Raw genomic sequence first — 25145 nt, forward strand, 5'->3', positions numbered from 1 at the left:
CCGGCGGGGCCCCTCACCGTTCCTTCCAGGCCTTCGCGATCTGGTCGGTGAGGGGCTTCGTCAGATAGGAGAGCACCGAGCGGTCGCCGATCTGCATGTAGGCCTCCACCGGCATGCCCGGCACGAGGCGCAGGGCGCCGAGGGCCTCCTTGGCGCTCGGCTCCAGGCGGACGCGGGCGGTGTAGTAGGATTGCCCGGTCTTCGGGTCCTGGGTCACGTCGGCCGAGACCCGCACGACCTCGCCCGCCACCTCCGGCGTGGTGCGCAGGTTGAAGGCCGAGAAGCGCAGCATCGCGCTCTGCCCGAGGCGGACGTTGTCGATGTCCTGGGGCTGGACCCGCACCTCCACGAGGAGCTGGTCGGCCTGGGGCACGATCAGCATGGCGGGTTCGTTGGGGGTGACGAGGCCGCCCACCGTGTGGACCGTCAACTGGTGGACGACGCCGTCCTGCGGGGCGCGCATGTCGATGCGCGTCAGCTGGTCCTGCGCCGCCACCCGCTTCTCGATGAGCTCCGACCACTTGCCCCGGATCTCGGCGAGGTCCTTGCCCACCTCGGTGCGCATCTCCCGGTCGATCTGGTAGATCTGCAACTCGGTCTCGGCGATCTTGCCGCGCGAGGAGGCCGTGGCGGCGACGAGCTGCCCGCGCTCGCCCTCCAGCCGCGCCGCGTCGCGCTCCAGCCCCGTCACCCGCGAGATCGGCACGAGGTTCTTGGCGAAGAGGTCGCGCACGCCCGTGAGTTCCTGCTGGATCAGGGCGATCTCGCGGTTCTTGGCGGCGGCCTGCTCGCCGAGGCCCCGGATCTCCTGGCCCAGCTGCGCGATGCGCTCGGTCAACTGCGCCTTCTGGCCCTCGCGGGCGGCGACCCGCGACTGGAACAGCCGCGCCTCGCTCTCGATCAGGTGGGCGATGGCGGGGTTGCCGCGGGCGCGGGAGACGAGGTCGTCGGGGAAGACGACCGCCGTCGCCCCGTCGCGCTCGGCCTCGTCCCGCGCCCGGCGGGCGGCGAGCTCGTCCAGGGCGTTCAGGACGATGTCGAGGTTGGTGCGGATCTGCGTCCCGTCGAGGCGCACGAGGATGTCGCCCGCCTGGACCCGGCTGCCCTCGCGCACGAGGATCTCGCCGATCACGCCCCCGGTCGGGTGCTGGACCTTCTTCACGTCCGACTCGACCACGAGCAGGCCGGGGGCGATCACCGCCGCCGAGAAATGGGTCAGGGCCGCCCAGCCGCCGATGCCCGGCACCAGCACGAGGCCGAGGCCCAGCGCCGCGATGAGGTGGCGGCGGATCGAGGGGAGGGCCAGCGCCGGGGGCGGCGCGAGGGGCGCCCCGAGGGAGCCGATGGCGGGGATGGTGGTCGTGCTCATCACGCGCTCTCACGCAGGGACGCGACGGCCTGGGCCGGGGAGGGGGCGGGAACCGGGGTCGCCGGACGCAGGACGTGCTTCAGCACCTCCTCCTTGGGCCCGAAGGCCTGGACCCGTCCGTCCGACAGGACGAGCACCATGTCGAGGGCGGCGAGCGCGCTCGGCCGGTGGGCGATCACCACGCAGATGCCGCCCCTGCGGCGCACGCCGACGATGGCCTCGGTGAGGGCGGCCTCGCCCTCCGCGTCGAGGTTCGAGTTGGGCTCGTCCAGGACCACGAGGAACGGGTCGCCGTAGAGGGCGCGGGCGAGGCCGATGCGCTGGCGCTGCCCGGCCGAGAGGCCCGCGCCGTTCTCGCCGATGCGGGTGTCGTAGCCCTCCGGCAGGCGCAGGACCATGTCGTGGACGCAGGCCGCCCGCGCCGCCGCCAGCACCTTGGCCGGATCCGCCCCGTCCTCGAACCGGGCGATGTTCTCGGCCACCGTGCCGGGGAACAGCTCCACCTCCTGCGGCAGGAAGCCGAGATGCGGGCCGAGGGTCTCGCTCGACCATTGGTCGAGGGCCGCGCCGTCGAGGCGGACCTGGCCGCGCATCGGCGCCCAGATGCCCACCAGGGCGCGGGCGAGGGAGGACTTGCCCGAGGCGCTCGGGCCGATCATCCCGAGCCCCTGGCCGGCGGCGAGGGCGAAGGTCGCCTCCTGCACCGCCAGACGCCGGGAATTGGGGGGCGAGACGGCGATCCCCTCCACCGACAGCGAGCGCACGGGGGCGGGCAGGGCGTGGGGCCGGGGCGCCTCCGGCAGGCGGGCGAACAGGTCCGACAGGCGGCGCCAGCTCTGCCGTGCGGCGGCGAAGCCCTTCCAGTGGGCGATGGCGAGCTCGGCCGGGGCGAGGGCGCGGGAGACGAGGATCGAGGAGGCGATGATGATGCCGCCCGTGGCCTCGTTGTGGATCACCAGCCACGCGCCCAGCGCCAGCACGCCCGATTGCAGGGCGGTGCGGAACACCTTCGACAGGGCGCCGTAGCCGCCGACCGCGTCCGAGGCGCGCTGCTGGGTGAGGGCGTAATCGCGGTTCACGAGGCCCCAGCGCCGGCCGAGCCGGCCCTGCATGCCGAGCGCCGCCAGGGATTCGGCGTTGCGCCGGGAGACCTCCGCGAGGACGCTGCGCTGCTGGGCGTGGACGGCCGATTGCGCGGTGGGCTTGCGGGTCGCCCGGTCGTTGAGCAGCGTCACCGCCACCAGGACCAGCATGCCGACCACCGCCGCCACGCCGATGAGCGGATGGAACAGGAAGCAGATGGCGAGGTAGACCGGCATCCACGGCAGGTCGAACAGGGCGGACGGCCCGCCGCCGGACAGGAAGGCCCGCAACTGGTCGAGGTCGCGCAGGGCCATCGTCCCGTCCGGGCCCGAGCCGCCCCGCAGGGGCGCGCGCACGGTCACGTCGAAGACCCGCCCGCTCAGGGTTTCGTCCAGCGCCATGCCGATGCGGACCAGCACCCGCGCGCGGATCGCCTCCAGCAGGCCCTGCATCACGTAGAGCATGAGGGCGAGCACGCAGAGGCCGATCAGGGTCGGCACCGACCGGCTCGGGATCACCCGGTCGTAGACTTCGAGCATGAAGAACGAGCCGGTGAGATAGAGGATGTTCACCAGCGCGCTCATGCACGCCACGCCGATGAAGGCCATCCGGCAGCGCTCGAGCGCCGCGACGAGCGTGGGAGGACTGCCTGTCATCACAACCGTAACTCGCGTGGAGTGGCGTTTCGGGCGTATTACTTGTGCGGATGCTTGCAAGTACGCCGGATCGTCGCCGTTGCCGACGAATCGGGACCATGATCGCGATTGGTTAAGAATGTTCTGCGGCGGCTGCGCGTCGGCGCCGCAGGGGGACCGGACCCGGCCGGGCGCCCCAACCCGCTGAGAAACAGCCGAGTTTCCGGACGCCGAAAATTTTTTGGGCCAGAATGTTTTCCAAACCGGGCCGTGCGCGCCGGGCTGCCTCGGACCCTCCCGGGTCGTTCCCGAGCCGGAATACCGCAGTGCAACGTGGGCCTTGCGGGCGACTGCCGCAGTATTCAGCTAAGCTCTAGAATTTAAAGAATATAGTCCTGAAATTCTAAAGTTGCGAAACCGTTCCACACCCAAATTCGAAAAATTAGGCAAAATGCCCCAAGTCTCGCCTTGAGTTGTGCAACGCAATCTGGCATTCGAAACTTAATAACCGGTAAAATTTGACGGCCACATTTGTGCGTCGAGAAGGATGCGGCATGCTGCTTCACAACCTGCCTCTGGTCGCGTGGCGATCCCGCAAGGTCGCCGCCGACACACAGACCGAGGCTGGGTATGGCCGCAGCCTCATCCTGGACCGGGCGCCGAAGCGTCTGTTCGACCTCAGCGTCGCCCTGGCCTGTCTCTTCCTGCTGATGCCGCTCTTCGTGCTGGTCGGGTTCCTGGTCTGGGCCGTCGACCGCAAGTCGCCGTTCTACAGCCACCGCCGCCTCGGGAGAGGTGGAAAGACCTTCGGCTGCCTGAAGTTCCGCTCCATGCGCATGAACGGCGACGAGATCCTGCGCCGCCACCTCGCCGAGAATCCCGCCGCGATGGCGGAGTGGACGCAGAACCGGAAGCTCAAGAACGACCCCCGCATCACGATCATCGGCCACGTCCTGCGCAAGACCAGCCTGGACGAGCTGCCGCAGCTCATCAACATCCTGCGCGGTGAGATGAGCCTCGTCGGCCCGCGCCCGATCGTCGATGCCGAGCTGGAGAAGTACGGCGACGCGGCCTCCGCCTATTTCGCCGTGCGTCCGGGCCTCACCGGCGCGTGGCAGATCAGCGGCCGGTCGGACACGACCTATGACGAGCGCGTCCGCCTCGACCGCCAATACGTCGAGTCGCGCAGCTTCGCCGGCGACATCGCGATCATCCTGCGGACGGTCCCGGCGGTGTTCCTGGTCAAGGGCTCCTACTGAGCCCCACGCCCAGCTCGGATCCGGTTCGACAAACCCCCGCGCGGTCGCCCGCGCGGGGGTTTGTCGTTGCGCGGCCCGGCGCTTCGCGCCTGGGATACCGCATCATGAATGAAATCCATTCCACTGATCTATGTGATCGTGGCTGTGATCCGTTTTCCGTCATGTTGCAGGACGGGGGCGCGGCTCACGCCGTGGCACTGGTGTGAATTGTTTCGATGTCGTAAAATTGTCTTTCTTTTTGTAGGTCGATTACGGACGACACATACCTATATGAGTTTCTTTAAGGATGCGGCTCATGGTTGCCGAATCAGGCACGGATGAGACGCCCGGATCTCGCTGCCTAGCCGTCACGATGCCGTGGAATCGGAAGCCGGAGTAAACCGATGGAGACGACGGGAGTTCTGGGACTCTTCGGCCTGTTCGGGATCGTGTGCGGCTTCTACGTCTCCGTCGTGGGCTTCGCCGTGACCGCCGTGGCGATCGTGAGCGTGCTCGGCGTCATGGCCCTGTTCGTCGGGGGCCCGATGGGCGGCTGGATGCCGGCGGGCGCCTTCGTCGCCATGCAGGTGGGCTACTTCCTCTGCCTCGTCGGCACGGCCGTCGTCGGCCATCTCCGGGGCCTGTCGCCCAAGGATTCGCGCCGCACCCAGCGCGACCTGCACATCCACCACGAATAGGGGCCTCACCCCCCGGACGGGAGGGTGAGCACCGCCATCCGGCCCGATTCGTCGACCACCACCGGCACGAGCGGGCCCGCGCCGCAGGCCTCGGCCGGCACGCGCACCCGGTAGCCGATCCGCCGCTGGCCCAGGCCCGCGAAGCCCGGCTGCCCGGTCAGGTCCCGGCGCAGGCGGCGGGGCCGCTCCACGGCGACGCGCCGCCCGCCGCAGAACAGCGCCAGCTGCATCCCCCGCCCCGGCCGCGCCGGATCGAAGGCGTAGGCGCTCACCAGGATCTCGTTCGCCCCGATGGGCTCCAGGCTCTCGACCCGCGCCAGCAGGGTGTCGGGCAGGGCGAGGCCGCGCGCGGCGATGGCCGTGCCCGCGGAGGCGGGCGACGCGAACGCGTCGGGGGGCAGGGCGGCGAGGGCGCCCTTGGCCCGGAACTCGGCCCAGTCGTTGCGGGCGGTCTCGGTGCTGCCCCAGAGGGCGCAGGCCGTGAACACGACGAGGAAGGCGGTCACGCCCCGCGTCAGGGCCACCGGGCGCGCCCCGTCGAGGCGCGCGCGCAGGCGCCGGTACAGGGCGACGTCGAGGGGCCCGAGGAGGGCCGCGACCGCCAGCGCCCCGGCGAGGCTCACCGCCGCGTAGGCGGCCCCGTTCCAGTGGGGCGGGCAGGCCCAGTTGGCCAGCATCAGCACCGGCGGGTGGGCGAGATAGAGGACGTAGCTCCAATCCCCCAGGGCGATCAGCCCCCGCGCCGCCCGGCCCTCGCGGCGGATCGGCGTCGCGGTGACGGCGCCGCCGACCAGCAGCACCGCCGCGATGCCGCCGAGCCAGCGCGCGGCGGCGGTGTCCACGAAGAAGCACGCCGCCGCGAAGGGCAGGATGAGGAGCGCCGCCAGCGGGCGCACCCAGCCCGCCGCGATCAGGCGCGGCAGGAGCAGCCCGCCCGCGAAGGGCACGCAGGCGGCCGTCACCGGCACGAGGTAGAGCGGCGGCGGCATCATGTTGCGGCTGTCGGGGGGCAGCAGCGGGAAGGCCACGGCGAGCAGCACGAGCCAGCCGGCCGCGACCGGCACGAGGCGCCGCGCCTGCCCGGCCAGGGCGAGGAGGAACAGGCCGACGTAGAACGTCACCTCCAGGACGAGGGTCCATTCCACGTTCAGCGGGGACGAGCGCGGCCCCCCCGGCGCGAGGGACAGGGCGAGGACGGAGAGGCCGCCGAATTCCAGGCGCAGGGCCGCGAACACGGCCGCGAACAGGGCCACCACCGCGAAATAGGTCGGGAAGATGCGGCTCACCCGGTGGGCGAGGAAGACGAGGGGCGGATCGCGGGTGACGAGCCGCGCCATCAGGAACCCGGACAGGGCGAAGAAGATCGCCACGCCCCAGACGCCCATCAGCCCGTCGAGGGCGGCGAAGGGCCGCCCGGCCCCGCGCAGGGTCTGCCCGTAGACCGCGACGTGGTGGACGAGGACGAGGCCCGCCGCCAGCGCCCGCAGGAGCTGCAGGTTGGTGAGTTCCCCGCCCGCCCGCGCGATGCCCTCGGCCGGCGCCACCGCGCCGGGCGCGGAATGGGGCGCGGCGGCCGCGATCTCGGGAACGTCCCGGCTGAGGCGTGTCGGCATGGTCCTGGTCCCGGGCGGCACCGGTCCCCGGCCGCCGCGCCCGTGCCCGATGGGCAAGAAACATGGCTCCCGTGTGGTCGGCCCGGCCCGGGGATGGAGCGGGGATGGGGCGGCCGGCCGCACGGAACGTGATCGGCGCTGCCCGGTTGGCCTCCCACATCCACCCCGATCGACACCCGAAGGACCAGGACACGACCATGGCCAAGGCGAGCAAGCACAGCATCGGCTCGGGCGCGCAGGGCAAGGGCTCCGGCTCCGGCGCGATGACCGAGTTGCCGGACGGCGTCCTCCCCGAGAACATGGTGCTGAGCAACCGCGACAAGGCTCAGCACAGCGACGAGCGCGGCCTCGACGGCAAGAACGTCCAGACCGAGCAGTACCAGGACCATGCGGGCAACCGCCGGAGCGACGACGACCAGCAAGCCGGCTGAGCCCGGTTCAGATCCCGATCCGGCCGAGGCCGGGGAGCTTCAGGCCGGGGCGGCGCAGGTCAAACCCGGCCACCGCCCCGAGGAGGTTCACCTCGACCCCCTCCACCCAGGCCACCGTCAGCCCGACATAGCCGCCGAGGTTGATGCGGAAGCCGGTGCCGGAGGGGGTGGGGCCGACCCAGCGCCCGTCATAGGGGAAGTCCTTCCCGATGGCGGTCGCGGGCAGGCTCGCCCGCATCTCGGGCACGGCGCTCATCACCGTCGCCACGAAGGTGTTGGAGTTCGGCCCCGGCCAGAGCCGGTAATCGCCGATCTTCGCGTAGCGGTAGGTGGCGATGGTCTCGCGGATGCGCGGCAGCATCCGTTCCGCCTCCGCGCCGTCGGCGGCGAAGACCACCTCCGGCACGCTGCCGAACCAGCGCCCGTCCGGCACGAAGCGGTCCACCCAGATCGGCAGGCCCCAGGCGGTGTAGTCGAAGCGCCGGTAGGCGCGCTCGCCCGGCCCCTTCACGACGATCCAGCTATGGGTGGCGACGATGCCGCGCCAGCTCACCGTCCGCGCGGAGAACACGCGCACCACCGCCTCGGGCTTGCGCGCGGCGGGGGGCAGCAGCCCCGCGCTCGACCGGTCGGCCGAGCGCCAGTCGGCGATGTCGTTGCGGAGGTAGTAGCGCGCCGCCGAGACGGCGATCGGCGCGAGGAACACGATCACGAAGGCGAAGAAGGCGATGCGGAGCACGGATCTCATCCGGGGAGGGGGACCCGGCTGATCTAGGCACCCGCGACGGCCGGCGGCAGGGCCGTGCGACCGCGCGTGTGCCTCAGAGCCACAGCAGGATCGCCCCGATCACCAGCACCACCGCGAGCCCGGCGAACAGGACCACCCGGCCGACATCCTCGTCCCCGGGATCCGCGCGGCCCGGCCCCGGCGCCGGAGGCGGCTCCGCCCCGGCGGCGGGGCCGTCGCCACGCCCGGCCGAGGCGAGGGCGGGGGGCGGATCGGGGTCCGGCGCGGCGAGGGTGAAGCGCGGGGCGGCGACGGTCTCGCCGCGCGGGCCGAACGCGTCCGGCTCGACGCTCACCCCGGCTGCTTCCAGTTCGAGCATCACGAGGACGAGGGCGTCGACATCGAGGGCCTCGACCGGCAGGGCCGCCTGAAGCTCGCTGGCGGTGAGTTCCCCGCGCTGCCGCCCGAGGGCGATCAGCCGGTCCAGGGTCGCGCGGTCGATCGGTGCAGCCATGGACATCCGTCAGCGGGGTCGGGGAGGGGGCGTCTCGCCGGGAATGTAGGGCGGAGGGAGAACCCGGCCGAGGCTGCCCTAGATCGAGGACCATGCGCGACGGCCCCCGGCCGCCGCGCCCTGCCGAGAGCGCGATGCCCGACCTGCCCGCCGAACACCTGCGTGTCGCCGACGTGATGGCCCGCGACGTCGAATTCATCGAGCCGCAGGCGAGCGCGCAGGCGGCGGCCGTGCTGATGGGCGAGATCGAGGTCGGGGCCCTGCCGGTCGGCTCGGCCGCGCACTGCGTCGGCATCGTCACCGACCGGGACCTGCTCTACCGCGTCGTCGCCCGCGGGCGCGATCCGACGTCCGTCTCGGTGCAGGACGTGGCCTCGCGCCCCGTCCTGTCCTGCGCCCCGGACGACACGCTCCGCGCGGCCCTGGACGTCATGGGGGCGAACTATGTGCGGCGCCTCCCGGTCCTCGACGGGAACCGGCGCGTCGTGGGCTGGCTGACCCTCGCCGACGTCGCGCGCCACCTGCTCGTGAACGACGACGCGCTACAGGTCTCCCTGCGGGACCGCCTCGAAGGAACGGGGCGCTGATCACACCCGATACCGGCGCTCCGCCGCGCGGACCAGCGTCGAGGGCAGGGCGCGGGCGGCCGCGACGTAATCCGCGAAGGCCGAGGCCGCCGGCCCGGCCTCCCGCGCGGCGACCAGGCACAGGATGAAGGCGATCAGATCCGTCTCCGGCCGCGTCAGCCCGGCCAGGGCCGTGCTGAGGGGCGGCGGCGCGCGCAGGGCGTCCGCGAAGGCGCTCAGCGTCCCGTCGTCGGCTCCGGCGGTCGCGAGCCAGTCCCGCACCGGGCCCGGCGCCCCCGCCGCGCCGCCGGCCAGCGCGGCCACGGCGGCGAAGCGGGCGATGGCCGCCCGGTCCTCTCCAGTCAGCGCGGCGAGGTTGACGCTCAGGGGCATCAGGGTCTGATGCCGGTTCTGCAGGAAGCCATGAAGGACCTTCTGGCCGACCGCATCCAGGATCTGGCGACGGCCGGGGGCTATGTCGCGGTGGCGGCGATCGATCGCCTCGCGCTCCCCTGCGGTTGTCCGGTGGTCCTGTCGTCCCGCGACTCGCTCCAACGCCCGTCCCTTCCAGCCCGCGCCGCTGCGGCGGCGCCCCGAACAGGTGCTCCCGAATGACCGTCGATCAAGTGCTCGCCTTCGGCCTGATCGGCGTGACGGTGGCCGCCTTCGTCTGGGACCGCCTGCCCTACGACGTCGTGGCGCTGACCGCGCTCGCCGCGGGGATCGCGCTCGGCCTCGTGCCGGCGGACAAGGCCTTCTCGGGCTTCTCCGACGACATCGTCGTCATCGTGGGCTCGGCCCTCGTCCTCTCCGCCGCCATCGCCCGCTCGGGGGCGGTGGAGACCCTGATGCGCCCGCTCATGCCGCGCCTGACGAGCCCCGGCCGGCAGGTGCCGATCCTCGTGGCCGGGGTCCTGCTCCTGTCGATGGTGACGAAGAACGTCGGGGCGCTGGCGATCTTCATGCCCATCGCCCTGCAGCTCGCCCGCCGCAGCGGCACGCCCCCCTCCGCGCTGCTGATGCCGATGGCCTCCGCCTCGCTCATCGGCGGCATCGTCACGCTGGTCGGCACCTCGCCGAACGTGATCGTCTCGAAGGTCCGCGCCGACCTGACCGGCAAGCCCTTCGGCATGTTCGACTATGCCCCCGTGGGACTCTGCGTGGCGGCGGCCGGGTTCGCCTTCCTGTGCCTCGGCTGGCGCCTGCTGCCCCGGCGGGACGGCGGCACGCGCTCCATGGAGGCCGCCTTCACCCTGGAGCGCTACACGACGGAGGCGCGCCTGCCGCCCGGCCACCCGGCCATCGACGGCACGGTGGCCGCCCTGGAGGCGCAGGGGGACGGCGAGGCCGGCATCGCCACGATCCTGCGCGAGCGTTTCCGGCGCTACCCGGCGAGCCCGGATTTCCGCCTGAAGGCCGAGGACGTCCTCCTCCTCGACGGCGAGCCCGACGCCCTGGAGCGCTTCGTGGCCCGCACCGGGCTGACCCTGGCCGGGGCCGCGCCCACCGCCGAATCCGTGGTGATGGAGGGCGTGGTGACGGCGGAATCCGGCCTCGTCGGGCGCACCGCCGCCCAGCTCGACCTCGCCGACAGCGCGGGCCTCGCCATCCTCGCGGTCAGCCGGCGCGGCCGGCGCATCGAGCAGCGGCTCTCCTCCGTGCGGTTCCGGGGCGGGGACGTGGTCGTGGTGCGCGGGCGCGCCGCCGCCCTCGCCCCCGCCCTTGGCACCCTCAAGGTGCTGCCCCTCGCCGCGCGGGAGATCGCGCTGGGCCGCAACGACCGGAGCTGGCTGCCCGCCGCGATCCTGATCGTGGCGATGGGCCTCGTCGCGCTGCACGTCGTGCCGGTGGCGGTGGCGTTCTTCGGCGCCGTCGTGGCCGTGCTGCTCCTGCGCAGCATGACGCCCCACGAGGCGTATCAGGCCGTGGAATGGCCGGTGCTCGTGCTGCTCGGCGCCCTGATCCCGATCTCCGAGACGGTCAGCACGACGGGCGGCGCCGACCTGATCGCCGCCCACCTCACCACGCTGGTGCAGGGCTTCTCGCCCGTGACGGCGCTCGGCGCCATCCTGATCCTGGCGATGGCGGTGACGCCGTTCCTCAACAACGCCGCCACCGTGCTGGTGATGGGCCCGATCGCCGCCAAGCTCGCCACCAAGCTCGGGCTCAACCCCGATCCGTTCCTGATGGCGGTGGCTCTGGGCGCGGCCTGCGACTTCCTCACGCCCATCGGCCACCAGTGCAACACCCTGGTGATGGGCCCCGGCGGCTACCGCTTCGGCGATTACGCCAAGCTCGGCTTCCCGCTCTCGCTCATCGTGATCGCGGTGGGCCTCCCCATGATCGCCCTGGTCTGGCCCCTGCATCCGGCGTGAGGCAGGACCGCCCGGCGCTAGCCGGCGAGCCCCGCCAGTTCCTCGAGTCCGCCGCCGTCGGCGTAGGCCTTCCGGAAGCTGTCCCGCGCCTTCCACCGCTGCCAGAACCGGTCGAGCTGCTCGAAGCGCTCATCGAGCGGCGTGGCCACCGGCCCGAACTTCGAGAAGGCGATGGCGGTGCAGAGGGTGATGTCGGCGAAGGTCGGCTCGCCCCCGCCCAGCAGCCAGTCGCGGCCATCGGCGAGATGGCGATCGACGAGGGCCGCGTGGGACAGGGCCTCCTTGCGGCAATGCTCGCCCCATTGCGGGTTGTGCGTCAGTTCGAGCTTCGGCCCGAGCCCCTGGTGCAGCACGTGGAACTGGGTGGTGAGCCGGTAGAGGATCTGCACCCAGACGCGGTCGTCCCACATGGCATCGAGCCCCTGCTCCAGGGGCGTCGCGCCGGTGATCCTGCGGCCCTCGTGCAGGGCATCGAGGTAGCGCACGATCGCGGCCGATTCCGACAGGTAGGTGCCATCGGCCAGTTCGAGCGTGGGCGTCTCGCCCCACGGATTCATCTTGAGATGGCGCCAGCCGCGCTGCTCGCCGCCCGGCGCCATGTCGTAGATCACCTCGTCGTAGGCCTCGGCGATGCCCTTCTCATGCAGGAAGAGGCGCAGGCGCTGGGGGTTCGGGAAGGCGGACGGCGACGTGTAGAGGCGCGCTTTCGTCGACAAGGATCTTCTCCGCTGGATGGGGCACCCGGTGAAGCAGGGGTTTGGCTCACCGGATCAACCTTTCAAGGCGGTATCACGAAAAGTCGCAGGGCCGCGCCTCTGCGGTGGGTGCCCCCTCGGTGCTCGTCATCGCCCTCGGGGAGCCGTGATCCGATGCGCCGACGCAGCCCCCGTTCGCGGCGATGATCTCCTGCGCCGCCGCGATGGTCGCCGGGGCGCGCTGGCGGCCGAAGAACTGGGTCGTGCAGTTCGAGACGACCTGATTGTGGATGCCGCGCGGCACCTGCGTCGCGACAATCATCCCGAGCCCGTATTTGCGCCCCTGCGCCACGAGCTTGATGCCGCTGCCGAGGCTCGGCACCGCGCGCTGCGACGGCAGGAAGGTCTGGGCCTCGTCCACCCCGTAGAGCATGCCGCGCAGGGAGGGGGGCTTCTTGATCCAGCCGAACAGGGTCACTGCAGGCGGTTCACGAAATCCTCCCGGGCCGCGTCCGAGGCGAGAGCGGAACGACACTATAGCGGCAAAAACCACCGTCCGGCTCAAAACCTGTGTTGGGCCTCCAGCCGCGGCACATCCGCGGCGCACGTCTTGCGCCGTCCCTGCGCGGACCCATCGGATCACGCGACGCCGTGCGCACCCGACACGGACCTTTGCCTTTGGGCCGCTCGCGACTCCATAACGAGCCCGAGAGGGCCCCACACCACCGTTGCGCTCCCCGCGCGCTTGGGCTAGGTGAATGGCACGGTCAGCACCCGTAGCTCAGCTGGATAGAGCGTTGCCCTCCGAAGGCAAAGGTCACACGTTCGAATCGTGTCGGGTGCGCCAACAGTTCTATCGCGACATATTAATTGAAAACTGCCGCCGCCAAGTCGTAATCTGACTCTGGTATCGCAGCGCAAGATTAGTCCGTTAGATTGGCGGCCATCTTATAGCTGCAAGCCACTGACTGATCTTGGAATATGGTTATATTATCTAGCGAAATACAATAAATCCGCTTGCTTAAGGAGCGGTTGTAGTTATTCGACCTTCTCTGTCTTCCCGCATCTTGGGCCATCCTCGGTAGGGGTCTCACATACGTCCCGCATTCGCAGCCGTTCTCCTCGTCTCGTTGACGGCGTCAGCGGTCGCTGCCCCGCGACTGAGCATTGGTCGGCAACGAGCAAGACCGCGACTGCTATTACGGGCGATATCGACCTGTCCCCGACGAAGCTCGTGGCCGCGGGCAAGACCTTCCCGCTGACCGTCGCCGCCGACGTCGCGGCCTTCGGGACGAACGGGGGCCCAAAGCCCGCGCGCATCATGCGCGTGACCCGTGAAGTCAATCCTGTCCTGCTGAGCGGGAACACCCTGTGCTCGCCGGCGGCACGCTGGATCGCACTCTATCGGAGCGATGCCGGCAAGGGGCTCACCCTGGCGGTGTTCTCCGGCCAGATGCAGCCACAAGGCGAGAACGATCCCAACCTCTGCGCCACGTACTACTACACGCGCTGAGGGCGACCGCGAACGGACGTGCTGGCCGTTGACGTCACCGCCTTGGCGAGCGGCGTGGGCACACTCTAAGCCGCAGCCGACTGATCGATGTCACATCCTGGAACGAGGATGCAGCCCAGCGCGGGCAGCGACCGCCTCGGATCCGTATGGATGGATCCCCTCGCGTTGACTCACGGGTTCGTGAAGAGTTAGCTGGACCGTGACGGTTCCCTTCGGGGATCGAAAGGGAACGCGGTAGGGTGCAAGCCTGAAGCCGCGGCTGCCCCCGCAACTGTAAGCGGCGAGCCCTTCACCACCACGTCACTGGATGAGCCTCGTCCGGGAAGACGGTGCGAGGGCGACGACCCGTGAGCCAGGAGACCTGCCGTCAGCCGTGGTCACACGCGAAACACGTCGGGCGGGGTGTCCTGACGGGTGTCGAAGCGCCGCCCGTGGGGGTGGTCGCCCAGGCCTCGTTCGCGGTGACGTGCCACTGCCGTCCCGAGGTCTCAGGCCCGTGTTTCGTCCCACTCTGCCCTGGCGACGCTGCGCATCCGTCGCGTCGCTCGCACTCGCCCTTCAGGGGGTATCCCCCGCGACTGCCCAGGAGCCGCGAGCTGACGCCGCCCCGGCTTCGGTCGTGCTCGATCCGCTTTCGGTCGAGGGCAGCTACACCGCCGCGCCAACGTACCAAGTCAAGGATCTCTACAGCGGTACCAAGACGATCACACCGCGGCTCTCGCTGCCGCAGCAGGTCGACGTCGTGCCCCAGGAGGTGCTGCGCGACACCGCCGCGACCCGCGTCGAGCGTGCGCTCGACTACGTGCCGGGCGTCAACAAGCAGAACGACTTCGGCGCGCAGAACTTGGCGCTCTACTCGGTGCGCGGCTTCGCCACCCAAGACATTTTCTTCAACGGCTTCAACATCGCCCGCGGCTACAACGGCTCGCCGGACACCCAGAACGTCCAGTCCATCGAGGTGCTGAAAGGGCCGAGCGGGGCGCTGTACGGGCGTAGTGACCCGGGCGGCACCGTCAACATCCTGACCAAGCAACCCGTGGCCTTGCCCTTCGTCGAGATGGGCACACTGTTCGGCAGCTTCGGCACGGCGCGCACCACGGTCGATGCCGGCGGACCGCTGAACGAGGAGGGCACCGTCCTCTACCGCTTCAACGGCGCACTCGCCCGGCAGTACAGCTTTCGCGACTTCGTCGACGGCGACCGCGTCTTGGCCGCGCCCGTGGTGAGCTGGCTGATCAGCCCGGACACCAAGCTCACTGTCGAGGCGCAGTACCTGCGCAACCGCCAGACCTTCGACCGTGGCACCGTCGCGGTGAACAACCGCCTCGGCCTCGTCCCGCGCTCGCGCTTCTTCGGGGACCCGGGCGATAACTCCGTGTCGGAGGCCGGAATCGTACAGATCCGCCTGGACCACGCCTTCAATGCCGACTGGCAGCTCAGGGTCGCCGGGCACTTCAACACCGGCAGCCTGACCGGCCTGCAGACCGGCGCGACCGGCCTCTTCGATGACGGCCGCACCCTGCTGCGCGAGTTCCGCCGGCACGACTTCACCTGGGGCGTGGCCATCGGGCAGGCCGAACTCGTCGGGCACTTCGACACCGGGCCGTTCGCGCACACCGTGCTGCTCGGCCTGGAGCACGAGCGCTACAACAGCACCGAGAACCTCCTACGCTCGACCCCGCGGATCGACCCCTTCGCCATCGATCTGTTCAACCCGGTCTACGGCCAGCCCAAGCCGCCTTTCACGCGGCGCTACAGCGCGAGCGAGAACGTCGGGAACACCGCCGTCTACGCGCAGGATCAGATCGCGCTCAGCCCGGAATGGAAGCTGCTCCTCGGCAACCGGACCGACTTCTACAATCAGACTTTCCGCGACAAGGTCGGCAACGAGCGCACGGAGCAGGACCGGACCGGCTTCTCACCGCGAGCGGGTCTCGTCTACCAGCCGCTCTCCTTCCTCTCGTTCTACGGCAACGTGGCGGCCTCGTTTCGACCCAACACCGGCTTCGACATCGCGACCCGGCCTTTCGCCCCCGAGACCGGCTTCGGCTACGAGGCCGGGGTCAAGCTCGACCTCTTTACCGGCCTGAGCGTGACGGGCGCGGCCTTCCACATCGAGAAGGAGAACGTCCTCACCACCGACCCGCGGGACTTCTTCTTCCAGATCGCCGCCGGGGCCGTGCGCAGCCAGGGCTTCGACCTGAGCTTTGTCGGACAGGTGACGCCGGAGTTCCGGGTGATTGGCGGCTATGCCTTCATCGACGCCGCGGTCACGCGCGACGAGGTCCTGCGGGTCGGCTCGCCGCTCCTTAACATCCCACGCCACTCCGGCAGCCTGCTGGGCGTCTACGAGGTCCAGGCGGGTGACTGGAAGGGCTTTGGGTTCGGCGGCGGCGTTCGCGCCATCGGTTCGCGCCTCGGCGACAGCGGCAACGAGCGGTTCCGGCTCCCGGGCTACGTGCTGACCGACGCTCTGGCCTACTACCGCTACGAGAACCTGCGGTTCGGGCTGAACGTCGATAACATCTTCGACGAGACCTACTACGAGCGCTCCTACAACGCCTTCTGGATCGGCGTCGGCGAGCCCCGGCGGGTGACCGTCAGCATGACGGCGCGGTTCTGATGGGCGTGCATCCGGGAACGCTGGAGGCGGCGACCGAGGAATCGGCCAACACCGGACGCATCGCCTCCATCGATGCCCTCCGTGGGCTGGTGATGGTGCTGATGGTCCTCGACCACCTGCGTGAGACGTGGTTCCTGCACGTACCGGTCGCCGACCCGATGGATGGCAGGACCGCCCAGCCGGCCCTGTATTTCGCCCGCCTCGCGGTCAGCCTGTGCGCGCCGATCTTCATCGTGCTGACGGGGGTGTCCGCCTACCTGTTCAGCACCCGGCACACGCTGGCGGAAACGCGTTCCTACCTCGTGAAGCGCGGTCTCGTTCTGATGGCGCTGGAGGTGTTCTTCCTCTCGGAACTGTACTGGGGCGTCGCCAGCCCGACGCTGTGGCTTCAGGTGATCTGGTGCATCGGCGTGTGCATGATCGTCTTGGCGGCGCTGATTGGCCTGCCGCGGTGGTTTCTCCTCGCCGTCGGGCTATTGCTCGTTTGCGGGCACAACCTCCTCGACCCGATCCAGCTCCAGCCCGATGATCCCTTCTTCGTCATCTGGGCCATGCTGCACCAGCGCGACGTCATCGCGCTCCCATTCGGGTTGGTCGCGAAGACGACCTATCCGGTGCTCCCATGGATTGGCGTCATCATGCTCGGCTACGCCCTCGGTCCGTGGTTCCTGCCCGGCCTCGTGCCATGGACGCGCGAGCGCCGTTTCGCTGCCGTCGGCGTGGCGATGCTGGTCATGTTCGCGCTGCTGCGCCTTGCGAACGGCTACGGGGACAAGCCCTGGTACGTCGTCGACGAGGGCGTCTCGCGAACCGCAATGAGCTTCTTCGCACTGACGAAGTATCCGCCCTCACTGCTGTTCCTGCTCCTGACGCTTGGGATCGGAGCGCTGTTGCTCGACGCGTTGGAGCGGATGGGCGAGCGCCCGGTCGTCGCGGCGCTGGCGGTGTTCGGCGGTGCGCCGCTCTTCTTCTACTTGCTTCACTTGACAGCGCTGCGGCTGCTCTACCATGTCGCGTTCGCGATATGGGGTGCGACGCAAGGCACCCTGTTCGGCCTCAGCGATTATGCGTGGGTCTTGGTGTGGTACGCGGCGCTGATCGCGCCCTTCTACTTCCCGACGGCCTGGTTCTCGCGCCTCAAGGCGTCACGACGTGACCTCGCCTGGCTCAAGTACCTGTAGGGTCAAACCTATCAGCTTGGCTATGCGACAGTCTGCTTGCGACCCAATATGGCCATTCTCAGCGCGTCAGCGTGATCCCAGAGGCGTCCTTCGAGCGGGGATAGTCATGGGGGACGGTGCCGCGTTTCACGGAGCAAAACTGGCTCTACTATGCGACGGATCCATCCTCACTTATCTCCGTGATGACAAGGTCGGGATCCCGTTTCCAGGCTTTTGGGATCTGCCTGGTGGGGGCCGGGAGGGCACCGAAGGCCCAATCGAATGCGTGCTGCGCGAATTGGATGAGGAGTTTGCGCTACGTCTCTCGCCTGAACGGCTCAAGTGGAGCCGTTTCTACCCTTCAGCCGATCCGTCCGAAGCGGGGGCATTCTTCTTTGCTGGAGCGATCCGAGCCGATGAAATTGCTTCCATCCGCTTTGGTGATGAGGGCCAATGCTGGGGGATGATGGGCCTAGATGAATATCTGGCTCACGATTTGGCGGTCCCCGTTTGGTTTCACGTTTGAGGGATATGCTGAGGGAACAGCGACAGCTTTTGCGCGACGAATCCTCCTTCTGAAGGTGTTCCGCTCGATCACGCGCTGCCGACCTCGGTGTATCGCTCTGTGGATCACAAAGCGCCTAGGACGTTTCGTACCCTTCGTGGTCAAGTTCCCACGGGGTATACCGGCACGGCTCAGGGTGATCGTAGGTGGGGAAGGACCGCGTTGCCGAACTACACCGAGGAAGCCCGCATCATTCGCGAACTGACGCGAGCGGGCTCTGGGCCCGACCCGTTTTCATCGGCCGTTCGCGCCACGCGCATGCCGATGCTGATCACCGACCCGCGGCGGGACGACAATCCGATCGTCTTCGCGAACGCCGCTTTCGCTCGGCTGACAGGCCACGACCGCGACGCCATCATTGGGCGGAACTGCCGCTTCCTTCAGGGGCCTGAGACCGACCGTGCCGACGTCGCGCGGTTGCGGCAGGCGATCGAGGGCAGGGTCCCGATCGAACTCGAACTGCTGAACTACAGACGCGACGGCTCCACTTTCTGGAACCGCCTCCTCGTCTCCCCCGTCTTTGGAGAGGACGGCGAACTGACCTACTTCTTTGCATCCCAGTTCGACGTCACCCTGGAACGTGAGCGATTGGTTCGCCTCCAGCGCGACCGGGACGACCTGGAGGCGGAGGTCGCGCAGTGCAACGTCGCGTTGCAGGCGAGCGAGGAGCGTCTGCGCTTCGCCCTGGATGCGGGGCAGCTCGGCAGCTGGAGCCTCAACCTCGAAACGGGACATTTGACGGCGTCCGACAGCTGCAAGGTGATCTGCGGCCGCCAGCCGGGCGATCCATTCACACTCGCGGAGTTGCAGGCCTCCATTCATCCGGACGATCGGGCCGTCCAGAGGGACGCGATCGAGCGCGCCATCGCGAACCGGTCGCTTCTCGATGCCGAGTATCGCCTGACGACGCCGGCCGGTCAGGAACGGTGGGTCCAGATCAGAGGACGAGCGCACTACCGGGCGGACGGCACGCCGCTCCTCATCACGGGGACCTCGCAGGACATCACCGACCGACGGGCGATTCAGAGCCAGCGGGCACTGTTGACCCGCGAACTCCACCACCGGGTGCAGAACACGCTGGCTTCGCTACAAGCCATCGTCGCGCAGACCATGCGGCGGGCCTCCTCCATCGAGGACGCCGCCGCGACCCTGACGGCGCGCATTCAGGCGATGGCGGCCGCCAACACGCTCCTGATCACCGAGGATTTCGGCAGCGTCTCAATGCGAGACCTCGTCAAGCGCTCGCTCGCCCCGTTCGGCGTCGAGGATGCGGAGCGTTTTCGTCTGTCAGGGCCGGACCTGCGCCTGCCCCCGCAAGTGGTGGTCGCCTACGCGCTGGCCCTGCATGAGTTGGCCACCAACGCCACCAAGTACGGCGCGCTGTCCAACGCCGCCGGTGTCGTCGAAGTCGCGTGGAGCCTCACCGGCCAAGCCGACCATCCGCTCCTGCACATGATCTGGCGGGAGCACGGAGGTCCACCGGTCAAAGCACCCCGTCAGACGAACTTTGGAACGCAGCTCATCAAGCGCGTTCTGGCCACGGAGATCGGTGGGCGCGTCGACGTCGATTATCGCGTCGACGGGGTCGTCTTCACGGCTGTCGCTCCATTGGCCAACGCCATCGATGGGAATCGACACTCCCCGTCGAAGTAGCTCATTCGAGCTCACAACCAGTAGCCCCTCGTAGACCCCGGCGAAGAGCGTTCGCCGGGACTTCTCATGCGTTATTCGAATCCGCCGCCGGTCGTGTTGCCGAAGTGCATCCCGATCGGTTCGCGCTCGGGAAACTCGGCGTTGCCGAGGGCGCTGCTGCGCCGGATGTGAGCGACATCTCTCAGACCCGTCGAGACCGGCAGCGATCCTGTCTGAGCCGCTTCGGCCGGCTCCAGGGGCGCATCGACCGCGAGGATGTGTGTGTTGACCCGGAGCGGCTTTGCGGACGCCTGCAACGGCCCCATCGCTGTTGCACCTAATCCGATCAGAGCGATCAACGACGCAGAACGCACGATGAACTGAATTCGGTGATGAGTCATCGCATCCTCCATCTCGCAAGACGTCCGTCTTGCTTGCGGCCAGCAATCGATGCTGGGGGCATCAACATTGATGCCTCAGATTTAGAGTATCTCCGCCGAGATAAACTCGCGTACCCAGTTTTAGGTATATCGTCATCGACCCCAGGTTCGCTCGCTCACAAATTGGCGATCGCGCGATCAGGCTAGGACGGGGAAGCCGCCTCAATCGTAGATCTGCCGCCAATGGCCCTTGGTACTCACCTTGCCAAGTAAGCTTCGGTCGATGCGGCTCGCCTGGTTACCATAATCCACACTGCGAATTCCTGCGGCACCCGATGAGATCAGTCCTTCGTGCGAAACATGCGCGCGAATCCCTTCCACAATCCGCGTGCTCGTCGAAGATTGCCGATCCATCGCCGCCTCTTGGGCCGACAGACCGCTCGAAATAATAAATTATCTAGCATTCCTTCCCTTGAATACGAACAGAAACGGCAAATCACGATTTTTTGAGTTTCATCACAATTAATTTCATTTTTTCTTGTAACGAAGTTGTTCGCGCCCACGCCACGGAGCGATCTGATGCAGAGGCTTCGCACGCCCGTCTCGTATTGTTGTCTTCGCGGCGGCACGGCCCCGCCCAACAGTGTAACATCGAGGATTTTGGGTAGGCATTCCGCAAGTCGAAGACACGCGCGTCATGTCGGGAATTCGACGGCCCGGACCAATCGCGGACATGAGCGATCCGGCTCAAGGCTCCCTGTCGTCGGCCATGCTTCGTCACGTGAACCGCTTCGGATGAGATCAGGGAGCATGCCGATGGTCCGCCACGTCACTCTATCGCTCACCGAGATCGACAGTGATCGGGTCGAGGCCAAGGCTTCCGAAGTCGGCGTTGATATCCTCGCGGAGTATCGCACCCTTTCCCAGACCCTGCGCCAGAAGGGCTGGGCGGAAGCGGCTGCGGTGGACGCAGCCCGCGACCGAGGCGTGCGCGCCGTGCACCACTGTGTGTTCCAACTCTACGGGGCTGCGGCGACAGAATTGGACGCGATCATCGCCGAGCTTAGTCAGATAGTGGAACATCCCTATCGGGATACGCTCGACCCGCCGCGTTTGACCGCTGTCACCGAGGCATATCCCCGCGCGGGAAATGCCGATGAGGCCCGACTTCACGACGAGCGATGAACCTTACCCCTTCACCGACGGGCTTTACGATGACCCTGGACGATGCGGCCATCAAGGAAATCGAAGACGCCCTCATCAGGTCGGCGCTCAGTCACGAGGCCTGTACGTCGGCGATCGATCACATCGCAAAGCATACCCACTCACGGGGCGCAGCGATCCTGCCCATCAAAGGCCGCGTCCCTGGGTTGCCGATCAGCCCCTCCTGCGAAGATCTGATGCACGCGTATTTCAAGGCGGGATGGGCCGAGCACGACCATCGCATCAGCGGCATCCCAAAGCTCTTGAGCACAGGGATCTTGGTCGATCAGGATGTATCCTCGCCTGAGTTCATGAGAAAGAGCCCGTACTACAACGACTTTCTCGGTCGATTCGGGTTCAAGTGGTTCGCGGGTGTGCGGATCACGGCGGGAGACGATATCTGGTGCCTCACCCTCCAACGGTCGAGCGACGAAGGGTTCTTCACAGCAGACGAGCAAGCGACCGCGCTGCGCTTGAGCGCGCCGATTGAACGGGCGGCTCACTTTGCTCAGATCGTCGCCGAAGCCCGCTTCAACGGCATGACGGATACGCTGGATACGCTCACCGTCGCGGCCTTACTCGTGAACCGCGTCGGACGCGTGGTCCACGTCAATCGGTTGGCGGACCAACTCCTTGGATCGTTGTTGGATCTCGAACATGGGCAACTGTCCGTCCCCAACGACCGGCAGGCGACCGTGGCAGTCCGGAGACATCTCGAGGCGGCGATCTGGGACAACTTCAAGGCTCATGACGCGGCGCTTGCGCCCGTCACAGTGAGCGCTTCGGGGCGACCCGCTCTCGTGCTGAGCGCGATGCCCCTTCGCAGCAACGGGCTGGAATTTTTTCGCGGTGCACGCGTGATCGTGACGATCAAGGATCTGAGGAAGCCCCCCGAGTTCACACATGGCTCTCTCAGGACAACCTATGGATTGACCGGCCGCGAAATCGATCTCTGCCAACGGCTCATGAACGGCCACAGCATCAAGGCCGTCGCAGACGAGCTCGGTATCAGTCTCCTGACAGCGCGAACACATCTCAAGCGGATCATAGCGAAGACCGAAACCAATCGACAGAGCGAACTCATCGTCTTGCTCACTCAGTTCAGCCGCATGTCAGATTGACCGCGTTTCGACGTAACCCTCCGAGATCGTCTGTCGGAGCCCCATGATCATGCGATGCCCACACCAGGACACGAGGCGGTTCGAGATCGCGCTCGATCGCGACCAAGGTCCTGAGGGCGAGACCGTCAACTGTACGACGGACGCTCGTGATAGCGATTTCATCGCAGCGCCAAAACTTCGCGAACAGACACACTGGGAGATCAAAGCGCCCGATTGACGTCGAGAGTCGGCGCTACAGCATCACGGCGGAAACGGGAGGCCTGTTTTGTCCGACTTTGCAGCCCCTGCGATTGGCGATTGTGCCCCGTATACCTCGGACGCTTCTCGGCCTGTAGTGATGGGCGGAGCCGGAGCGCACCCGCGCGTCGGACGGCGAGGGCGCACCGCACTCGATCGGATCGCCGATGCGATCGCCCGCTTCCGGCTATCCTCGTCGCTTGTCACCGTCAGCCGCTTTGCGGTTCCGGTCTGCCTCTGGATGATCTTCGTCAACGTGGCGAGCCACTATCGTGACGCGGGCCGATTGCCCGACGACGCTCTTGCCGACGTCGTCCAAGCCGAACTGGCCACGCGTCGCTGTCCCGGACTTCGGCTCGATCCGGCCGGTTTTCATGAATACGCCCGGGCGCACGGCATCAATCATGCCGACCTCTACCAAAAGCGCTCGCCTCACCTCCAAAAAGTCGCGGAGCGCCTGGATCGAGCCCTTCGGGCCGACACCGAGACCCAATGCCAGCGGATGATCGAGCTCTATGAGACGGCCGCGCCGCACCTGATCAAGCCCGTTCAGGCCCTGTCTGCGACGCGTTCCTGAATGGCCGCGGCGCACCAGCGTTCGGGGCGCCGTCAGCCCGTGCCGAGGCGCCGACGGTTCGCCTGGACCTTCCGCCGGTAGCCGCGCACGACCTTGCGTGGCGTGCCGCCCATGGCGATGGTCAAGGCGGCCTCACCGGCGGCCTTGACCTTCTCGGTCACCATCAGGCGGGCTTCCTTTCGCGCCTTCGGACCGCCGAACATGAACAGCGTCATGCGCTGACCGATGACCATCTGCGCCTCGACGCCAAGCATCGCGAGTTCGGTGCCCATCGTCAGGAGCGATGCGGCCGTCTTCGATGATCTGCGGCTGGAGCGCATTGCACTTCTCTGGTTCCCGGTCTCTCGGATCAACGCGCGTCAGGCCGCTTCCTTCCGCGTGACCACCAGGGCCCAGATCGTCGCCGGGATCCAGCCGATCAGGGTGATGTGCAGAAGGATGCACAGGATCCCCTGGATGACTTTCCCGCGCAGGAACATGGCGAGCCATGGCGCGAGAATGCAGATGATGATCATAACCATAGAGTGTCGGTCTCCAGAACTGAGACCGAACATCCCCCAGGAAGGATCGTTCCTGGCCGATCAATCGTCGGTCACCAGCATCCGCACGGACGGTTCTCCTCGTCGAGCGCCTTCAGACACCGCGCGTCCGAGACCTTCAGGCCGCCGAAGCGCGAGCGCTACGTGGAGAACGTCGCGTCGCCGATGCCGTGGCGGCGACGGATCTCAGCCACCGGCAGCCCAGCCTGCGGCTGCTTCGGGATGCCGATGATCTGCTCTTCGCGGAACCGGCTCTTCTTCATGGTCCGTCTCCTACTCGACGGACCCTCGCTTCAGAATGAGGGCAGGCCAGGGGCAAGGTCAGGCGGGTAGCGGCACCTGATTCTTTGGGCCGACCGCATGCCTCATTTGCCTCTTATCAACAGTAGCAAAAAAGGCACTTTCTGTCGATTCTTTCATCTAACGGCTGCCTAGCAATCATGGCCACGAAGAGGATTGCCCAATTATCCCGAAACGTGCCGGGATAATCATCCCTTGACCTCGATAGCCGATTTTTGATGTTTCCAATTGTAGTCAACGATCCAAGCGTTGGCACTTTGCAAAAAGAGACGGTCGACTTATTCTGAGGTCGACTGTCCAAAGGAAACTTTGGGGAGCGCCGATGGCTATTACCTTCAACAACACCGTCTACCAGGCAGGCTTTGCCGGAACAGACGATGGCGCTCCGAGCGCATCCTTCCAAGTTGATGATGCTTCCACAAATCCTCTCACCGTAAATGGAACGGTGAGTGCCGCTGGTGATCCTATAACGGTTACTGGTATTCTGCCGGGCGCCACGACATCGTCGACGACGACGTTTTACGCGACGCAGTTCGACAACTCGTCCATGATCCAGTTTTCGGATACGCAGACCGGAGCAGATAGCTCCTCGACGCGCCTCATTCTGTCGAACTCACAGGTGTTCGGATCGGGTTCGGCGAACCGGACGCGGTTCACTTCTGACGGCGACACGTCACTCAACAGCTACGCCGCGCCCGTCTGCTTCACGACAGGTACGCTGATCCGCACCAGCCGTGGCGATGTGGCCGTGGAAGATCTCGTTGTCGGCGACCGTGCCGTCACGGCCTCGGGCGCCCTCCGGCCCATCACCTGGATCGGACAACGCAATCTCGACGGCGCCGGCAAAGCGCTACCCCACGACCAGCAGCCGGTCCGCATCCGCAGAGGCGCTTTCGGTCCTGGCCTACCCGCCCGCGATCTGCGTCTGTCCCCCGGACACCCCGTGCTCGTTGGCGCGGACGCCGACCACCATGGCGGCGCGCTTGTCCCGATCATGTGCCTAGTCAACGGCACGACCATCGCCCGCGAGCCGGCCACGAACGTGACCTACTGGCACGTCGAACTCGACGCCCATGACATCCTGCTTGCCGAGGGTCTTCCGGCCGAGAGCTACCTCGATTGGGGCGATCGCGATTTCTTTGCGGCGCAGTCCGACCATGCCCTGCACAACCCGGACTTCGTCGTGCCGGGCCTGTCCGCCCGCTGCCGCCCCGTCGCAGTGGACGGCGCCCTCGTCGAGGCCGAGCGTGGTCGGATCGATGCGGTGTTCGCGGGTGAACTCGCTGGGCATTGCGCTTGGGATGAGACTGCGACCCTCGGCGTCCTCGTCTCCTGATCAACACTTCGGGCA

Annotated in this window: 26 protein-coding genes, 1 tRNA gene, 1 pseudogene and 1 riboswitch; of the genes and pseudogenes, 16 read left to right on the top strand and 12 right to left on the bottom strand. The window is 67.6% G+C overall.

Annotated features, from left to right (window positions below; genetic code table 11):
* Nucleotides 1–13: 13 nt before the first annotated feature.
* Together MKK52_RS04170 and MKK52_RS04175 are read right to left on the bottom strand one after the other, a co-directional pair.
* The gene (locus MKK52_RS04170) at nt 14–1369 is read right to left on the bottom strand and encodes an HlyD family type I secretion periplasmic adaptor subunit (RefSeq protein WP_243952511.1); all 1356 of its coding nucleotides are present in this window, start codon (nt 1367–1369) and stop codon (nt 14–16) included.
* A complete protein-coding gene (locus MKK52_RS04175) occupies nt 1369–3108 on the bottom strand; it encodes a type I secretion system permease/ATPase (protein WP_243952512.1) in 1740 nt (579 codons plus the stop codon). The genes MKK52_RS04170 and MKK52_RS04175 overlap by 1 nt, the downstream gene beginning before the upstream one ends.
* Before the next feature lie 533 nt (nt 3109–3641).
* Between MKK52_RS04175 and MKK52_RS04180 the strand changes: the two genes are divergently transcribed.
* Nucleotides 3642–4346: a sugar transferase gene (locus tag MKK52_RS04180; RefSeq protein ID WP_243952513.1), complete on the top strand. Its 705-nt coding sequence runs from the start codon at nt 3642–3644 to the stop codon at nt 4344–4346.
* Between the two features lie 383 nt (nt 4347–4729).
* On the top strand, nt 4730–5023 hold the full coding sequence (locus MKK52_RS04185) for a hypothetical protein (RefSeq protein WP_243952514.1): 294 nt from the start codon (nt 4730–4732) through the stop codon (nt 5021–5023).
* Between the two features lie 5 nt (nt 5024–5028).
* Here MKK52_RS04185 and MKK52_RS04190 read toward each other — a convergent pair whose 3' ends face one another.
* Complete coding sequence (locus tag MKK52_RS04190; RefSeq protein ID WP_243952515.1) at nt 5029–6636, bottom strand: acyltransferase family protein; 1608 nt, start codon at nt 6634–6636, stop codon at nt 5029–5031.
* 197 nt (nt 6637–6833) lie between these two features.
* Between MKK52_RS04190 and MKK52_RS04195 the strand changes: the two genes are divergently transcribed.
* Nucleotides 6834–7067 (top strand): hypothetical protein, encoded by a 234-nt coding sequence (locus tag MKK52_RS04195; protein WP_243952516.1) that lies wholly within the window; start codon nt 6834–6836, stop codon nt 7065–7067.
* 7 nt (nt 7068–7074) lie between these two features.
* On the opposite strand, the gene MKK52_RS04200 is transcribed toward MKK52_RS04195, so the two are convergent.
* Nucleotides 7075–7815 (bottom strand): DUF3750 domain-containing protein, encoded by a 741-nt coding sequence (locus MKK52_RS04200; RefSeq protein ID WP_243952517.1) that lies wholly within the window; start codon nt 7813–7815, stop codon nt 7075–7077.
* Between the two features lie 73 nt (nt 7816–7888).
* Complete coding sequence (locus MKK52_RS04205) at nt 7889–8308, bottom strand: RNA polymerase sigma factor region1.1 domain-containing protein (RefSeq protein ID WP_243952519.1); 420 nt, start codon at nt 8306–8308, stop codon at nt 7889–7891.
* 92 nt (nt 8309–8400) lie between these two features.
* Between MKK52_RS04205 and MKK52_RS04210 the strand changes: the two genes are divergently transcribed.
* Nucleotides 8401–8895, top strand: coding sequence for a CBS domain-containing protein (locus MKK52_RS04210; protein ID WP_243952521.1), 495 nt, complete (start codon nt 8401–8403; stop codon nt 8893–8895).
* Here MKK52_RS04210 and MKK52_RS04215 read toward each other — a convergent pair whose 3' ends face one another.
* Nucleotides 8896–9267, bottom strand: coding sequence for a hypothetical protein (locus MKK52_RS04215; RefSeq protein WP_243952523.1), 372 nt, complete (start codon nt 9265–9267; stop codon nt 8896–8898).
* A gap of 30 nt (nt 9268–9297) precedes the next feature.
* Here MKK52_RS04215 and MKK52_RS04220 point away from each other — a divergent pair, with 30 nt between their 5' ends.
* Both MKK52_RS04220 and MKK52_RS04225 read left to right on the top strand, forming a co-directional pair.
* Nucleotides 9298–9489 (top strand): hypothetical protein, encoded by a 192-nt coding sequence (locus MKK52_RS04220; RefSeq protein ID WP_243952525.1) that lies wholly within the window; start codon nt 9298–9300, stop codon nt 9487–9489.
* Nucleotides 9486–11249: an SLC13 family permease gene (locus tag MKK52_RS04225; protein ID WP_243952527.1), complete on the top strand. Its 1764-nt coding sequence runs from the start codon at nt 9486–9488 to the stop codon at nt 11247–11249. The genes MKK52_RS04220 and MKK52_RS04225 overlap by 4 nt, the downstream gene beginning before the upstream one ends.
* A gap of 17 nt (nt 11250–11266) precedes the next feature.
* Here the strand turns inward: MKK52_RS04225 and MKK52_RS04230 are convergent, their stop codons facing one another.
* Together MKK52_RS04230 and MKK52_RS04235 are read right to left on the bottom strand one after the other, a co-directional pair.
* Nucleotides 11267–11965 (bottom strand): glutathione S-transferase family protein, encoded by a 699-nt coding sequence (locus tag MKK52_RS04230; protein WP_243952529.1) that lies wholly within the window; start codon nt 11963–11965, stop codon nt 11267–11269.
* Between the two features lie 73 nt (nt 11966–12038).
* Nucleotides 12039–12422, bottom strand: coding sequence for a hypothetical protein (locus MKK52_RS04235; RefSeq protein ID WP_243952531.1), 384 nt, complete (start codon nt 12420–12422; stop codon nt 12039–12041).
* 292 nt (nt 12423–12714) lie between these two features.
* Between MKK52_RS04235 and MKK52_RS04240 the strand changes: the two genes are divergently transcribed.
* The 6 genes from MKK52_RS04240 to MKK52_RS04265 all read left to right on the top strand — a co-directional run bounded on the left by MKK52_RS04240 (nt 12715) and on the right by MKK52_RS04265 (nt 19458).
* Nucleotides 12715–12791, top strand: a tRNA-Arg gene (locus MKK52_RS04240).
* 387 nt (nt 12792–13178) lie between these two features.
* Nucleotides 13179–13457: a hypothetical protein gene (locus MKK52_RS04245; RefSeq protein WP_243952532.1), complete on the top strand. Its 279-nt coding sequence runs from the start codon at nt 13179–13181 to the stop codon at nt 13455–13457.
* A gap of 186 nt (nt 13458–13643) precedes the next feature.
* Nucleotides 13644–13841, top strand: a riboswitch (cobalamin riboswitch).
* Nucleotides 13842–13953: 112 nt separating this feature from the next.
* The gene (locus MKK52_RS04250; RefSeq protein ID WP_409564617.1) at nt 13954–16080 is read left to right on the top strand and encodes a TonB-dependent siderophore receptor; all 2127 of its coding nucleotides are present in this window, start codon (nt 13954–13956) and stop codon (nt 16078–16080) included.
* On the top strand, nt 16080–17261 hold the full coding sequence (locus MKK52_RS04255; RefSeq protein ID WP_243952536.1) for a DUF1624 domain-containing protein: 1182 nt from the start codon (nt 16080–16082) through the stop codon (nt 17259–17261). Before MKK52_RS04250 ends, MKK52_RS04255 begins: the two co-directional genes overlap by 1 nt.
* Nucleotides 17262–17367: 106 nt before the next feature.
* The gene (locus MKK52_RS04260; protein WP_243952538.1) at nt 17368–17766 is read left to right on the top strand and encodes an NUDIX hydrolase; all 399 of its coding nucleotides are present in this window, start codon (nt 17368–17370) and stop codon (nt 17764–17766) included.
* Nucleotides 17767–17967: 201 nt separating this feature from the next.
* A complete protein-coding gene (locus MKK52_RS04265) occupies nt 17968–19458 on the top strand; it encodes a PAS domain-containing protein (RefSeq protein WP_243952539.1) in 1491 nt (496 codons plus the stop codon).
* Between the two features lie 71 nt (nt 19459–19529).
* On the opposite strand, the gene MKK52_RS04270 is transcribed toward MKK52_RS04265, so the two are convergent.
* Entirely contained in the window at nt 19530–19850 is a 321-nt protein-coding gene (locus MKK52_RS04270) for a hypothetical protein (protein ID WP_243952540.1), read from the bottom strand.
* Nucleotides 19851–20633: 783 nt separating this feature from the next.
* On the opposite strand from MKK52_RS04270, the gene MKK52_RS04275 reads away from it, so the two are divergent.
* From MKK52_RS04275 to MKK52_RS04285, 3 genes are all read left to right on the top strand, one after another.
* The gene (locus MKK52_RS04275; protein ID WP_243952541.1) at nt 20634–21002 is read left to right on the top strand and encodes a hypothetical protein; all 369 of its coding nucleotides are present in this window, start codon (nt 20634–20636) and stop codon (nt 21000–21002) included.
* A gap of 29 nt (nt 21003–21031) precedes the next feature.
* Nucleotides 21032–22141: a helix-turn-helix transcriptional regulator gene (locus MKK52_RS04280; RefSeq protein ID WP_243952542.1), complete on the top strand. Its 1110-nt coding sequence runs from the start codon at nt 21032–21034 to the stop codon at nt 22139–22141.
* A gap of 337 nt (nt 22142–22478) precedes the next feature.
* Nucleotides 22479–22955, top strand: a complete 477-nt coding sequence (locus MKK52_RS04285; RefSeq protein WP_243952543.1) for a hypothetical protein — start codon at nt 22479–22481, stop codon at nt 22953–22955.
* A gap of 32 nt (nt 22956–22987) precedes the next feature.
* Here the strand turns inward: MKK52_RS04285 and MKK52_RS04290 are convergent, their stop codons facing one another.
* The 3 genes and pseudogenes from MKK52_RS04290 to MKK52_RS04300 all read right to left on the bottom strand — a co-directional run.
* Nucleotides 22988–23275, bottom strand: coding sequence for a hypothetical protein (locus MKK52_RS04290; RefSeq protein WP_243952544.1), 288 nt, complete (start codon nt 23273–23275; stop codon nt 22988–22990).
* A 39-nt stretch (nt 23276–23314) separates the two neighbouring features.
* A complete protein-coding gene (locus MKK52_RS04295) occupies nt 23315–23476 on the bottom strand; it encodes a YqaE/Pmp3 family membrane protein (protein WP_243952546.1) in 162 nt (53 codons plus the stop codon).
* A gap of 89 nt (nt 23477–23565) precedes the next feature.
* Nucleotides 23566–23757: pseudogene (locus tag MKK52_RS04300) on the bottom strand (transposase); the annotation flags it as partial.
* 359 nt (nt 23758–24116) lie between these two features.
* Between MKK52_RS04300 and MKK52_RS04305 the strand changes: the two are divergent.
* Nucleotides 24117–25130 carry a Hint domain-containing protein gene (locus MKK52_RS04305; RefSeq protein WP_243952548.1) on the top strand — a complete coding sequence of 338 codons (1014 nt, stop codon included), beginning with the start codon at nt 24117–24119 and terminating at the stop codon, nt 25128–25130.
* Nucleotides 25131–25145 lie beyond the last annotated feature (15 nt).

The sequence above is a fragment of the Methylobacterium sp. J-067 genome, assembly GCF_022829465.1.
GTDB lineage: Bacteria > Pseudomonadota > Alphaproteobacteria > Rhizobiales > Beijerinckiaceae > Methylobacterium > Methylobacterium litchii.

Coding starts and splice junctions, on each gene's coding strand:
- MKK52_RS04220 (WP_243952525.1), top strand. CDS start 9,298: ATGAAGGACCTTCTGGCCGACCGCATCCAGGATCTGGCGACGGCCGGG.
- MKK52_RS04305 (WP_243952548.1), top strand. CDS start 24,117: ATGGCTATTACCTTCAACAACACCGTCTACCAGGCAGGCTTTGCCGGA.
- MKK52_RS04205 (WP_243952519.1), bottom strand. CDS start 8,308: ATGGCTGCACCGATCGACCGCGCGACCCTGGACCGGCTGATCGCCCTC.
- MKK52_RS04290 (WP_243952544.1), bottom strand. CDS start 23,275: ATGCGCTCCAGCCGCAGATCATCGAAGACGGCCGCATCGCTCCTGACG.
- MKK52_RS04195 (WP_243952516.1), top strand. CDS start 6,834: ATGGCCAAGGCGAGCAAGCACAGCATCGGCTCGGGCGCGCAGGGCAAG.
- MKK52_RS04175 (WP_243952512.1), bottom strand. CDS start 3,108: ATGACAGGCAGTCCTCCCACGCTCGTCGCGGCGCTCGAGCGCTGCCGG.
- MKK52_RS04210 (WP_243952521.1), top strand. CDS start 8,401: ATGCGCGACGGCCCCCGGCCGCCGCGCCCTGCCGAGAGCGCGATGCCC.
- MKK52_RS04260 (WP_243952538.1), top strand. CDS start 17,368: ATGGGGGACGGTGCCGCGTTTCACGGAGCAAAACTGGCTCTACTATGC.
- MKK52_RS04200 (WP_243952517.1), bottom strand. CDS start 7,815: ATGAGATCCGTGCTCCGCATCGCCTTCTTCGCCTTCGTGATCGTGTTC.
- MKK52_RS04285 (WP_243952543.1), top strand. CDS start 22,479: ATGGGCGGAGCCGGAGCGCACCCGCGCGTCGGACGGCGAGGGCGCACC.
- MKK52_RS04185 (WP_243952514.1), top strand. CDS start 4,730: ATGGAGACGACGGGAGTTCTGGGACTCTTCGGCCTGTTCGGGATCGTG.
- MKK52_RS04215 (WP_243952523.1), bottom strand. CDS start 9,267: ATGCCCCTGAGCGTCAACCTCGCCGCGCTGACTGGAGAGGACCGGGCG.
- MKK52_RS04225 (WP_243952527.1), top strand. CDS start 9,486: ATGACCGTCGATCAAGTGCTCGCCTTCGGCCTGATCGGCGTGACGGTG.
- MKK52_RS04270 (WP_243952540.1), bottom strand. CDS start 19,850: ATGGAGGATGCGATGACTCATCACCGAATTCAGTTCATCGTGCGTTCT.
- MKK52_RS04255 (WP_243952536.1), top strand. CDS start 16,080: ATGGGCGTGCATCCGGGAACGCTGGAGGCGGCGACCGAGGAATCGGCC.
- MKK52_RS04170 (WP_243952511.1), bottom strand. CDS start 1,369: ATGAGCACGACCACCATCCCCGCCATCGGCTCCCTCGGGGCGCCCCTC.
- MKK52_RS04180 (WP_243952513.1), top strand. CDS start 3,642: ATGCTGCTTCACAACCTGCCTCTGGTCGCGTGGCGATCCCGCAAGGTC.
- MKK52_RS04275 (WP_243952541.1), top strand. CDS start 20,634: ATGGTCCGCCACGTCACTCTATCGCTCACCGAGATCGACAGTGATCGG.
- MKK52_RS04190 (WP_243952515.1), bottom strand. CDS start 6,636: ATGCCGACACGCCTCAGCCGGGACGTTCCCGAGATCGCGGCCGCCGCG.
- MKK52_RS04280 (WP_243952542.1), top strand. CDS start 21,032: ATGACCCTGGACGATGCGGCCATCAAGGAAATCGAAGACGCCCTCATC.
- MKK52_RS04295 (WP_243952546.1), bottom strand. CDS start 23,476: ATGGTTATGATCATCATCTGCATTCTCGCGCCATGGCTCGCCATGTTC.